Genomic DNA, 12,365 nt, shown 5'->3' on the forward strand with positions numbered 1-12,365 from the left:
CGGCCGGGTGTACGGCAGTCCCCCCGGGTGAGTCCGGGGGGAGATACCGCAGCCCTTGACGGTATGAAGCGGACGATAGTGCCGGAAGGGACCGTGGACCACTCTTGCCGGGACTTATGACCTGACGGGGGTCCGGTGGAACGCGCCCGCCCGAGCTGTCTTATCGCGTACTCGTGACGACAGTCATGATGCGGTGATAACTTCAACTGGCAGGCAGTAGCCGTCAGGCCGAAGGAGGCCAGGGCCCATGAGTCCGTTCACCGGCTCCGCGTCCCGCACCGAGAAGTGGCGCCATCTGAGCCTCACGCTCGACGACGGCGTGGCGAACGTCACCCTCGCCCGCCCCGAGAAACTGAACGCGCTCACCTTCGGCGCCTACGCCGATCTGCGTGACCTCCTCGCCGAGCTGGCCCGTGAGGGATCGGTACGGGCCCTGGTGCTGGGCGGCGAGGGCCGCGGCTTCTGCTCCGGCGGCGACGTGGACGACATCATCGGCGCGACCCTCGCCATGGACACCCGGCAGCTCCTGGACTTCAACCGGATGACCGGCCAGGTGGTGCGCGCCCTGCGGGAGTGCCCCTTCCCGGTGGTGGCCGCGGTGCACGGGGCCGCGGCCGGGGCCGGGGCCGTCCTCGCGCTCGCCGCCGACTTCCGGGTCGCCGACCCCACCGCGCGCTTCGCCTTCCTCTTCACCAAGGTCGGGCTCTCCGGCGGCGACATGGGCGCCGCGTATCTGCTGCCCCGCGTCGTCGGACTCGGCCACGCCACCCGGCTGCTGATGCTGGGCGAACCGGTGCGCGCCGCCGAGGCCGAGCGCATCGGGCTGATCAGCGTGATGGCGGACGAGGGCGAGGCACAGCAGCGGGCCGAGGCGCTGGCCCGGCGGCTCGCCGACGGACCCTCGCTCGCCCTCGCCCAGACCAAGGCGCTGCTCACCTCCGAGCTCGACATGCCGCTGTCCGCGTCGATCGAGATGGACGCGGCCACCCAGGCGCTGCTGATGAACGGCGCGGACTACGCCGAGTTCCACGCCGCGTTCACCGCCCGCCGCGAGCCCCGGTGGCAGGGCCGGTGACGGCCGGACGGCCGGCCCGGATCGCCATCGTGGGCGGCGGGCCCGGTGGTCTGTACGCGGCGGTGCTGCTGGCCCGGCTGGACCCCCGGCGCGAGATCACCGTCTGGGAGCGCAACGCGTCCGACCGGACCTTCGGCTTCGGCGTGGTCCTCTCCGACGAGACCCTCGGCGGGATCGAGCACGCCGACCCGGCCGCGCACACCGCGCTGTCCCGGGAGTTCGTCCGCTGGGACGACATCGACGTCGTGCACCGCGGCCGGACGCTCACCTCCGGCGGCCACGGCTTCGCCGCCCTCGGCCGGCGCAGACTGCTGGAGATCCTCCACCAGCGCTGCCGCGACCTCGGCGTGCGGCTCCACTTCGAGGCCCCCGCGCCCTCCGCCGCGTCCCTCGCCCGCAGCCATGACCTGGTGATCGCCGCCGACGGTGTGCACAGCGCCACCCGGCATGCCCATGCCGACGCCTTCCGTCCGCGGCTCACCACCCATCGCTGCCGCTACATCTGGCTCGCCGCCGACTTCGCCCTGGAGGCGTTCCGCTTCGAGACCGCCGAGACCGCACACGGCGTGCTCCAGCTCCACGGCTACCCCTACGCCCGCCCGGCGCCCGGATCCCCGGGCGCCAGCACCGTCATCGTCGAGGCGCGCGAGGAGGTGTGGCGGCGGGCCGGGTTCGACGGCCTCACCGAGCAGGAGTCCGCGGACGCCTGCGCCGAACTCTTCGCCGACGCCCTCGGCGGACGGCCGCTGCGCGGCAACGGCTCGCAGTGGACCGCGTTCCGCACCGTGGTCAACGAGCGCTGGTCGCACGGCAATACGGTGCTGCTCGGCGACGCCGCCCACACCGCGCACTTCTCCATCGGCTCGGGCACCAAACTGGCCGTCGAGGACGCCCTCGCGCTCGCCGCCGCTCTCCAGGAGCATCCTGAGCTGCCCGAGGCGCTGGCCGCGTACGAGGCCGAGCGCCGTCCCGTCGTCGAGTCCACCCAGCGGGCCGCCCGCGCCAGTCTGGAGTGGTTCGAGAACCTGTCGCTCTACCTCGACCAGCCGCCGCGGCAGTTCGCGTTCAATCTGCTGACCCGCAGCCGCCGGGTCACCCATGACAACCTGCGGCTGCGTGACACCGGCTTCGTCTCCGCGGTCGAACGGGAGGCGGAGGTGCCCGAGGGCACACCGCCCATGTTCACCCCCTTCCGGCTGCGCGGACTCACCCTGCGCAACCGGGTGGTGGTGTCCCCGATGGACATGTACTCCGCACAGGACGGCATCCCCGGCGACTTCCACCTGGTCCACCTCGGCGGGCGCGCCCTGGGCGGCGCGGGCCTGGTGATGACCGAGATGGTCTGTGTGAGCCCGCGGGGGCGGATCACGCCCGGCTGCGCAGGGCTCTACACGGACTCCCACGAGGCGGCCTGGCGCCGGATCGTGGACTTCGCCCATGCGCAGTCCCCGGGCGTGGCCGTCGGCGTCCAGCTCGGCCACAGCGGCCGCAAGGGGTCCACCCGGCTGATGTGGGAGGGGATCGACGATCCGCTGCCGGAGGGCAACTGGCCGCTGGTGGCCCCCTCGCCGCTGCCCTACCGCCCCGGGGTCAGCCAGATACCGGAGGCGCTGGACGCCGACGGACTCACCGCCGTCCGCGAGCAGTTCGTGGCCGCTGCCGAGCGGGCCGCCCGCGCCGGGTTCGACCTCCTGGAACTCCACTGCGCCCACGGCTATCTGCTCTCCGGTTTCCTCTCCCCGCTCACCAACCGGCGCACCGACGCCTACGGCGGTTCGCTCCGGGCGCGGCTGCGCTATCCGCTGGAGGTCTTCGACGCCGTCCGCGCCGTGTGGCCCCGCGACTCCCCCATGACGGTGCGCATCTCCGCCACCGACTGGGCCGAGGGCGGCACCACCGCCGAGGACGCGGTGACCATCGCGGCGGCCTTCGCCGACCACGGCGCCGACGCGGTCGATGTCTCCACCGGCCAGGTCGTCGCCCATGAGCGGCCCGAGTACGGCCGCTCCTACCAGGCCCCGTTCGCCGACCGCATCCGCAACGAGCTCGGTGTCCCCGTCATCGCCGTGGGCGCCATCTCCTCCTGGGACGACGTCAACTCCCTGATCCTGGCCGGCCGCGCCGACCTCTGCGCCCTGGCCCGCCCCCATCTCTACGACCCCCAGTGGACCCTGCACGCGGCGGCCGAGCAGGAGTACTCCGGCCCCGGGGCGCCCTGGCCGCTGCCGTACCGGGCGGGCAGCCGCAAGCCGCCGACCGGGCGGACGGACGGGCCCAAACCGCGGCTGGCGCTGGACGGGCCGGTGGCGGGCCGGGCCGTGACCGCCTAGGCGACACCCGCCAGCGCCGCCTCGGCGTACCCGGCCCCGGTCTCCCGCAGCAGTCCGTCCAGGCGTGCGAAGACCTCGGCGGCACGCACCCCGGGCCAGTCCTCCGGCAGCAGCGCGGCGGGCAGTCCGGGGTCGGCGTAGGGAAGCAGCCGCCAGGAGTCCAGGGCCAGCAGATGGTCGCGGTAGGCGTCCTCGCCGTCCTCGGGGGACGGACCGCGCTCGCTCCACCGGCGCAGCACCGGTTCGTGGCCGGCGAGGAACGACCGGTGCAGGGCGGCCAGTTCGTCCAGGTCCCACCAGCGGCGCACGGCCTCCGCGGTGGGCGTGAACCCGGCGTGGGCGCCGCGGAAGAGGTCCACGTACGGCGAGAGGCCGAGGCGCTGGAGCGTGTGCCGGGTCTCGTCGTAGAGCTGGTCCGGGGCGATCCAGACGCCCGGCGCGGCGGTGCCGAAGCCCAGCCGGGACAGCCGGGAGCGCAGCAGATGCCTCTTGTTGCGCTCCTGTTCGGGCACCGAGAAGACGGCGAGCAGCCAGCCCCGCCCGGTGTCCGCCTCGGGGCCCGCGTAGATGCGCCGGTCGCCGTCGTCCAGGAGCTGCCGGGCGTCGGCGGACAGTGAGTATCCGGCCGACCCGTCGGCCGTGCGGTCGGCGACCAGCAGTCCGCGCCGCTTGAGCCGGGAGACCGCGGAGCGCACCGACGGCGGATCCACGCCCACCGCGCCCATCAGCCGGATCAGCGCGGCGATGGGCACCGGTCCGGCGGGACGGTCGGCGCTGCCGCGCCCGTAGGCGCCGTAGTAGCTGACGATCAGGGAACGCGGGGTGTGCTGGCCGGTCACGCGCTTACTGTAGAGCGCTCTCGCGCAGCCGGTAGCGCTGGAGCTTGCCGGTGGCCGTGCGGGGGAGGGCGTCCAGGAAGACGAAGGCGCGCGGGCATTTGTACGGGGTGAGTTCGGCGGTGGTGAACTCCTTGAGCGCGGTGACGGTCTCCTCGGTGCCCGGCACACCCGGCCGCAGCACCACATGGGCGACCACGACCATGCCCCGGGTGGGGTCCGGCCGTCCGGTGACCGCGGCCTCCACCACATCGGGGTGGCGCAACAGGGCGTCCTCGACCTCCGGGCCCGCGATGTTGTACCCGGCGGAGATGATCATGTCGTCGGCGCGGGCCACATAGCGGAAGTAGCCGTCCGGTTCGCGGACGTAGGTGTCCCCGGTGAGGTTCCAGCCGTCGCGGACGTACTCCCGCTGCCGCTCGTCCGCCAGATAGCGGCAGCCGGTCGGTCCGCGCACCGCGAGCAGCCCCGGTTCGCCGTCCGGTACCGGGCGCAGCACGGCGTCCACCACGCGTGCCTCGAAACCGGGCACCGGAACGCCGGTGGTGCCGGGGCGGATCGCCTCGTCCGCGGCGGCGATGAAGATGTGCAGCAGCTCGGTGGCGCCGATGCCGTTGATGATCCGCAGACCGGTGGTCCGGTGCCAGTCGTGCCAGGTGGCGGCGGGCAGGTTCTCCCCGGCGGAGACACAGCGGCGCAGCGAGGAGATGTCGAACGCCTCCGGGGCGCCCTCGATCCTGCCCAGCATCGCGCGGTAGGCGGTGGGCGCGGTGAACAACACCGAGACCCGGTGGCGCGCTATGTCGGCGAGCAGCCGCTCGGGTCCGCCCCAGTCGGCCAGCAGGGCCGACGCCCCGGCGCGCAGCGGGAAGACCACGAGACCGCCGAGGCCGAAGGTGAAGCCCAGCGGCGGGCTGCCCGCGAAGACGTCGTCCGGGGTGGGCCGCAGCACCTGGGCCGAGAAGGTGTCGGCGATGGCCAGCACATCGCGGTGGAAGTGCATACAGCCCTTGGGGCGTCCGGTCGTTCCGGAGGTGAAGGCGATCAGCGCGACATCGTCGGCGGAGGTCGCCACCGCCTGGTACGTCGCGGGCGCGTCGGCGGCGAGCCGGATCAGATCGTCGGGGCCGTCACCGCCGAAGCGGGTGGTCCGCAGCTGAGGTATCCCGGCCTTCTCCAGCTCCTCGGCGCACCGGACGTCGCACAGGGCATGCCGTATCCGGGCGATCTCGCAGACGGTGGCCAGTTCGCGGGAGCGCTGGGCGGCCAGCACGGTCACCGCGACCGCGCCCGCCTTCATCACCGCGAGCCAGCAGGCGGCCAGCCAGGGGGTGGTGGGGCCGCGCAGCAGTACCCGGTTGCCGGGGACCACCCCGAGGGTGGTGGTGAGGGTGTGGGCGATCCGGTCGACGTGACCGCGCAGTTCGCCGTAGGTCCACACCTCGCCACGGGCGCCGCGCAGGGCGGGCCGGTCGGCGCCGTACCGCTCCAGCGTGCGGTCCAGCAGCTCCGTCCCGCAGTTGAGGCGGTCGGGGGCGCGCTGTCCGGGGAGGTCGAGCAGCAGCTCGGGCCACTGATCCGGGGGCGGGAGATGGTCACGGGCGAAGGTGTCGGTGTGGCCCGACGGTCTGAGCTCCCTCACGGACGCGCCCCCTCTGCCTGCCCGGATTGTCTGCCGCATGGCTGCCTGAAGTCGCTGAGTCAGCGTAACGTGATGGTGACGACAGTCAATATGCCGCGATAAGAGTTGAGGCGAGGGAGGGTGCCCCGTGTCGTCTTTCGCACTGGATCCGGAGCGGCGTCACTGGTGCGCGCGGCTGCGCGCACTGGCCCGCGATCGGTTGCGTCCCCTCGCGGAGGGCGGTGTCCCCGGCCGCCTCAACCGCCCGCTGACCGCCGCCCTCGGTGAATACGGCCTGCTGCGGCGGCTGTTCCCGGCCGGAGCGCCGGTCCGCGCGCTCGATCTGTGTCTGCTGCGCGAATCGCTCGCCATGGAGTGCACGGAGGCGGAGACCGCGCTCGCCCTCCAGGGGCTCGGCGCCTATCCGATCGTGCTGTCCGGGACCGAGAAGCAGTACGCGCGCTGGATGCCCGGGGTGCGGGAGGGCCATGTGGTGGCCGCCTTCGCGCTGAGCGAGCCGCAGGCCGGTTCCGACGCCGCGGCCCTGAGTCTGCGGGCCGAGCCGGACGGCCCTGCCGGATGGCGGCTGACCGGTGAGAAGTGCTGGATCTCCAACGCTCCCGAGGCCGACTTCACCGTGGTGTTCGCCCGGACCACCGAGGGCGCGGGGTCCCGCGGGGTCACCGCCTTCCTGGTGCCCGCCGACCGCCCCGGACTCGGTGGTGAACCACTGGAGATGCTCAGCCCGCACCCCATCGGCCGGCTGGTCTTCGACGGGGTGCCGGTCACGGCGGAGGACGTGCTCGGCGAACCCGACGCGGGTTTCGGCGTCGCCATGCGGACCCTGAACCTGATGCGGCCGAGCGTGGGAGCGTTCGCGGTCGGCATGGCGCAGGCCGCGCTGGACGCGGCGCTGGCGCACGCCGAGCGGCGCACCGCCTTCGGCGGACCGCTGAAGGACCTCCAGTCCGTCGCCCACCAGCTCGCCGAGATGGCCACCCGCACCGAGGCCGCCCGCCTGCTGGTCTACGCGGCGGCGAGCGCCTACGACGACGACGCGCCCGATATCGCCCGCCGCTCCGCCATGGCCAAGCTGCTGGCGACCGAGACCGCGCAGTTCGTCGTGGACACCGCCGTGCAGATCCACGGCGCCCGCGCCCTGCAGCGGGGGCATCTGCTCGAGCACCTCTACCGGGAGGTCCGCGCCCCGCGCATCTACGAGGGCGCGACCGAGGTCCAGCGCACCATCATCGCGAAGGAGTTGTACCGGTGACGGAACTGACAGGTGCCGTAGCGCGCATCAACCCCGCCGAACTGGCCCCGCCCACCGGCTTCAGCCACGCCGTCACGGCGCTGGGCGGACGGCTGGTGTTCCTGGCCGGGCAGACCGCCCTGGACGGCGCCGGGAAGATCGTCGGCGACACCCTGCCCGCCCAGTTCCGGCAGACGCTGGCCAATCTGCTCACCGCGCTGGCGGCGGCCGGCGGTGCCCCGGCCGACCTCGCCCGGCTGACCGTGTACGCCCGCGATGTCGCCGACTATCGCGCGCACGCGTCCGAACTCGGCCGCATCTGGCGGGAGATGGCGGGCCGCGACTACCCGGCGATGGCGGTCATCGGCATCGTCCGGCTCTGGGACGAGGAGGCGATGGTGGAACTGGAAGGGATCGCCGTACTGCCCTAGGCGGACCTCCTGAGCCCGCTTGCTTCGTTATTCCGTAATAACGTAATCTCTGGGGCATGGCTTCCGACTCGTTGCAGCGGCGCATCGACGCGCTGGAAGAGCGGGTGGCGCGGCTGGAAACCGCGCGGGACGCCTCCCCGGACGCGGAGTCCGCGCCCCGGGAGGACACGTTCTGGGCGCTCGAAGGGCTGCGTCACCGGCTCGCCGGGCGCGGCCAGGTGCTGTTCACCGGCGCGCTCGACCTGCCCACCGGGGAGCACTACGAGTGGCAGCAGGGCGCGTTCGCGGACGGGGTGCTCGCCGCCGACTGGGCCGAGTATGCCGCGTCGTACGCCGCGCTGGGCCATCCGGTGCGGCTCACCCTGCTGCGCGCGGTGCTGCGCGGCACGCGGTCGGCGACCGAGCTCCAGGACGTGGCCGGGCTGAACACGACCGGTCAGCTGTACCACCACCTGAAGCAGCTCACGACCACGGGCTGGCTGCAGGCCGAGGGCCGCGGCCACTACCACGTGCCCGCGGGCCGGGTGGTGCCGCTGCTGGTGCTGGTGTCGGCCGTGGTGCCGCCCGGAAGCCACCAGGAAACGGAATGACGGGGGAGTCACCCATGAACCGAAGGACCTTTCTGATGACCGCGACCGCCGCCGCCACCGGCGCGTCGGTCGCGGGCGCGGCGCTGCTGCCCGGCAGCGCCGCGGCGGCGGGCGGACCGTCCGCCCGGATGCGGCGGGCCCTGGAGAAGGCGCTGGCCTCCGGCGCCCCGGGCGCGGTCTGCGGAGTCATCCGCGGCGGACGCACGCATGTCGAGGGCGCGGGCCGGCTCCGGGCCCGTGGCGGACGCGCGGTGGCGCCGGACGGCGGGACGGTGTTCCAGCTCGGCTCGATCGGCAAGACGCTCACCGCCACCGCGCTCGCCCGCGCCGTCCACGCGGGCACCACCCGACTCGACGCGCCGCTGACACTGCCCGCCCGGTTCCCCGTCCCGCACAAGGGCGGCCGCCGGATCACCCTGCGCGATCTGGCCACCCACAGCTCCGGGCTGCCCTCGCTGCCGCCGAACCTCTTCACCGGCGCCGATCCGTACAACCCCTACGCCCACTACACCCTGGACGACCTCGCCGAGGGGCTGGCCGCGACGGAACTGGCGACGGTGCCGGGGAAGACCTACGCCTACTCCAACCTCGGCTTCGGACTGCTCGGCCAGGCCCTGGCCTTCGACGGCGTGGACGCGATGCTCCGGCGCCGGGTCACCGGACCGCTGGGCCTGCGGGACACCAGGACGACGCTGACGCGGGACATGGCGGCCCGCAAGGCCGTCGGCCATCTCGAGGGCAAGGCCGTACCGGACTGGCGCGACCCGGTGCTCAGCGCCGCGGGCACCTCGATGTACAGCACCGCGGACGACATGCTGCGCTACCTCGGCGCCCAACTCCGGCCGGAGCGCTCACCGTTCCGCGAGGCCGTCGAGCTGACCCAGCGCCCGCACTTCACCGCGGACGAGGGGCTGCGCCTCGGCCTCGGCTGGCACCTCTCCCCGCTGCCGAGCGGTCACACCATGGCCTGGCACAACGGCGGCACCGGCGGCTTCAGCAGCTGCGCGGCGTTCAGCCGGGGCAGCGGTACGGCGGTGGTGATGATGGTGAACACCGCCAGTGAGGAGACCGAGGACCGGGCCCGCCCGGTCGACGCCCTCACCATCGGACTGCTGCGCGAACTCGACGCGGCCTGATCCGGACCACCCGGGTGGCCGCCCGCACACGGGGGCGGGCGGCCACCCGGGGGAAGCACCGTCGCCTACTGCTGGTGCCCTGGGGCCACCCTCTCGATCGCCGGCGGCTTCCAGCCGGTGCCGTCGAGCATGCCGGGCAGGGCGTCACCGGAGGGTGCGTAGAGGCGCCACATGAGACTGAAACCGTCGGCGGGCGCGGGAAGCCAGTTCTTCCGCTCGGCCTCGTCGGCCGGCTCGTCGTGCTGGACGTAGAGATCTATGGAGCCGTCGCTGTTGCGATGCAGGTCCGAGCGGTCGTTGAGCACGTACCTGTCGATCGGGTTCGGCACGAAGAACCCGTTCTTGTCGTACATGGTGAGGGACCAGAAACCCTTCACCGGCGGCAGCTGCCCGGCCGGGATGTGCAGCACGTAGCGGTGGGCACCCGACAGCGGCCGGGACTGCTTGTCGGCCCGCGCGAAGGGATACACGGAGATGTGCGACAACGGCGCTCCGAGGCCGATCTGGTCCACGACGGCCCGCCGCCGGTAGTCGGTGCCGTAGGCGCCGGTGTTCAGCACGAGGTACCCGTTGTGAGACGGTGCGCCGGCGGCGTACATCCGCTTCACCACCTCGTCGATATGCGCCCGGCCCTGGGCGACCGCGTCACGCATACCGCGCAGGGTGGCGGCGCTGAGCCGGTGGCTGCGGGCGGGGTCCCTACCCGGTCCGACACCGATCGCCCTGAGCCGCTTGAGCAGCTTCCGGTCCCGCGGCATCGGCTGGAAGGTCCGCAGTTCCCTGCCGAGCGCGGTGTAGAACGTCAGCGGGTCGTCACCGGGCTGAGTGCCGGGAACCGTGGCGACGTTCAGCGTGGTGTCCGGGGGACAGGGCTTCGACGGGGTGTGCGGACGGCCGTAGCGGGACAGCGGGGTGACCGTGTACCGCTTCTGGACCGCGTTGACGGCCGGGGTGTCCGATGCGCCGCGGATCAGCGTGCGGCCGATGATCCACACGCGTTTGTAGGGCGATTCGATGCGGTGCACCCCGGCGGGCAGGGTGCCGGTGTATCCGGGAGGTACGACGGCGAAGTCGCCGCCACGGGTCAGACGGTGGGTCCCCGTACCGGGCGGCCCGTCATGCGAGGTGATGTTGTAGAAGTTCTCCGTCCACGGTGTCAGCATCTCCATGACGTAGAACCGGTTCTTGACCGCCGGCACATGGATCACCTGGGGCTCGTCCGACAGGTCGAGCCATGCGAGCGAGTACAGCGTGTCGGCGTTGGGTGCGACGACGGACCGCTGATCCGGCCGGGGAGCCACCAGCTTCGACAGGTGGTTGAACCGGTTGACCGGTCCGTTGCCGGAACCGTCGGAAGAATTGACGCTCGTCGAGGTCTGGAACACGCGCTCGGTGTCCAGCAGCGGCAGGCCGTAGTCGTACGCCCGCTGCCCGAGGGCGTAGCCGGTGCGGTAGTCACCGCCCTTGCCCTCCTTGGAATCCGCGCTTGCGGCGGCCGGCACGAGCAGCACACCCGCGACCACAGCCGCTGCGGCCTTGGTGAGGTACCTCAATTCCGTTGCCCCTTCCGGTTGTCGTGTACGAGGTCCGGCGGGCGAAGTTATGCGAGCGCGACGGACGGCGTCTCGGCGTGAGGCGACAAGATGGCGGGGGTGCTTTGTCGTCGAGCGCCAAGGACCGGGCCCCAGCCGTGCCGCAGCGCGCACGGTGGCTCGCTCAGCGGTACCTCAGAAGGTGCCCTCGCCGTCGATGACGGGCAGCAGCGCCAGGGCGACGCGCAGATCGAGGGTGTCCTCCTCGGTGCCGCGGCCGAGCAGCCGTTCCGCCTGGAGGACGCGATACCGCACGGTGTTCCCGTGCACACCGAGCTGTTGACCGGTCCGGGACCGGCTCACGTTCTCATCGAGGTACACCGTCAGGGTCTTCGCCAGGCGCCGCGTCGCCTCGTCACGGTCGGCCAGCTTCCCCAGGACACGGTGGACGAACGTCGTGGCCAGGTCCATGTCGACGCTCGCCATGGCGGCGACCGCCACATCGGCGTACCAGGTGACGCGTTCGGCACCGGCCCCGGTCAGCGAGGCGACGCGGCGGGCGTGGACCGCCTCGTTGTACGTCCGGCGGAACCCGGTCAGCCCTGAACCCGGTTCACCGATCGCCAGCCGCACTCCGTCCGGTGCCGGGCCACCGGATCCCGGGAGCGGGGGGCGTCCGGCGGAGAAGCCGCAGCTACCACTCACCCACATCACCGCGGCGCGCAGACCGGTCGGCTGGATGAGCGTGGCGTCGCCGCCGAGACCGGCCGCGGCCTTCGCCAGTGCCGGCTCCAGAACGTCCAGCGCGTCCTCGTCGGCGGCGGTGTCCATCCACGCGAGGACGGCCACATGACGGCGCTCCAGGCCGTAGCGCAGCCGCCGTTCGGCGCGCCGGGCGTCCTTTTCCCGGCCGGCCATGATGTCGGCGATCACCTCGGTGCGCGCCGCGGACGTGCTCCGCAACCACAACCGCTGCTCGGCCTCATAGACCCGCTCGGCTTCGGCGACCGAGGCGTCGACGTAGGTGAAGAGCCATGCGGACCCGAGCTCGACCGCTTTGAGCAGCTCCCGCTGAGTGTCGGCGCGCCGGGCGATGCGCGCCAGGAGCCACTCCCAGACCACTTCGTGTCCCAGGCGGTAGAAACGCGTCAACGACGCGAAGGCCACCTGCCGCTGCACCTCGGTGCGGGCGAAGGCGAGGGTGGCCGGGGGGAGCTCGACCCGCCGGGGGTCCGCGCCGCGCTCCATCAGCTGGGCGAACAGCCGGATGTTGGCCTCCGTGCTGCCGAGGTTCTCCCCTCGGCTGTCCGCGTTGTCGAACAGCTGGGGAAACTCGGCGCGGATGGTCCCCGCCGCGTGCGCGGCCAGCTCTGCGGAACCCTCGAGCAGCTCAGCGGCCACGGGGCGCAGTACACGGGACCAGGCCCGATGCGCGGCCGGTTCCCGCGCGGGCGCCCACTCGACCTCCACGGGGCGAATCTAGCCGGTGAACGGACGGTCCGGCCAGAGCTGTGCCGGGGTGGTCGCGGGGAGTGAGTTGTCGCCCGGCGACAACGGGCGGG

10 protein-coding genes are annotated in these 12,365 nt (G+C 72.8%); 6 read left to right on the forward strand and 4 right to left on the reverse strand.

The window, feature by feature from the left end; all coding sequences use genetic code 11:
• Window positions 1-247 precede the first annotated feature (247 nt).
• Entirely contained in the window at window positions 248-1,075 is an 828-nt protein-coding gene (locus AC07FT_RS05565; protein WP_479174185.1) for an enoyl-CoA hydratase family protein, read from the forward strand.
• Window positions 1,060-3,405: a bifunctional salicylyl-CoA 5-hydroxylase/oxidoreductase gene (locus tag AC07FT_RS05570; RefSeq protein ID WP_479174186.1), complete on the forward strand. Its 2,346-nt coding sequence runs from the start codon at window positions 1,060-1,062 to the stop codon at window positions 3,403-3,405. The genes AC07FT_RS05565 and AC07FT_RS05570 overlap by 16 nt, the downstream gene beginning before the upstream one ends.
• Here the strand turns inward: AC07FT_RS05570 and AC07FT_RS05575 are convergent.
• Together AC07FT_RS05575 and AC07FT_RS05580 are read right to left on the reverse strand one after the other, a co-directional pair.
• Complete coding sequence (locus tag AC07FT_RS05575) at window positions 3,402-4,244, reverse strand: PaaX family transcriptional regulator (RefSeq protein ID WP_479174188.1); 843 nt, start codon at window positions 4,242-4,244, stop codon at window positions 3,402-3,404. The genes AC07FT_RS05570 and AC07FT_RS05575 overlap by 4 nt on opposite strands.
• A 4-nt stretch (window positions 4,245-4,248) precedes the next feature.
• Window positions 4,249-5,922, reverse strand: a complete 1,674-nt coding sequence (locus tag AC07FT_RS05580; RefSeq protein ID WP_479174190.1) for an AMP-binding protein — start codon at window positions 5,920-5,922, stop codon at window positions 4,249-4,251.
• Window positions 5,923-6,010: 88 nt separating this feature from the next.
• Between AC07FT_RS05580 and AC07FT_RS05585 the strand changes: the two genes are divergently transcribed.
• Genes AC07FT_RS05585 through AC07FT_RS05600 form a run of 4 tightly spaced genes read left to right on the forward strand, consistent with a single transcriptional unit; the run spans window position 6,011 to window position 9,271 of the window.
• Window positions 6,011-7,135, forward strand: coding sequence for an acyl-CoA dehydrogenase family protein (locus AC07FT_RS05585; RefSeq protein WP_479174192.1), 1,125 nt, complete (start codon window positions 6,011-6,013; stop codon window positions 7,133-7,135).
• Between the two features lie 5 nt (window positions 7,136-7,140).
• On the forward strand, window positions 7,141-7,545 hold the full coding sequence (locus tag AC07FT_RS05590) for a RidA family protein (protein ID WP_479174519.1): 405 nt from the start codon (window positions 7,141-7,143) through the stop codon (window positions 7,543-7,545).
• A 56-nt stretch (window positions 7,546-7,601) separates the two neighbouring features.
• Window positions 7,602-8,135: an ArsR/SmtB family transcription factor gene (locus tag AC07FT_RS05595; RefSeq protein WP_471192949.1), complete on the forward strand. Its 534-nt coding sequence runs from the start codon at window positions 7,602-7,604 to the stop codon at window positions 8,133-8,135.
• A 35-nt stretch (window positions 8,136-8,170) separates the two neighbouring features.
• Window positions 8,171-9,271, forward strand: a complete 1,101-nt coding sequence (locus AC07FT_RS05600) for a serine hydrolase domain-containing protein (protein ID WP_479174194.1) — start codon at window positions 8,171-8,173, stop codon at window positions 9,269-9,271.
• Between the two features lie 65 nt (window positions 9,272-9,336).
• Here the strand turns inward: AC07FT_RS05600 and AC07FT_RS05605 are convergent, their stop codons facing one another.
• Window positions 9,337-10,824, reverse strand: coding sequence for a DUF1254 domain-containing protein (locus AC07FT_RS05605; protein WP_479174196.1), 1,488 nt, complete (start codon window positions 10,822-10,824; stop codon window positions 9,337-9,339).
• 174 nt (window positions 10,825-10,998) lie between these two features.
• Entirely contained in the window at window positions 10,999-12,273 is a 1,275-nt protein-coding gene (locus tag AC07FT_RS05610; RefSeq protein ID WP_479174198.1) for a PucR family transcriptional regulator, read from the reverse strand.
• Window positions 12,274-12,365 lie beyond the last annotated feature (92 nt).

The sequence above is a fragment of the Streptomyces sp. NPDC045899 genome (assembly GCF_056431485.1).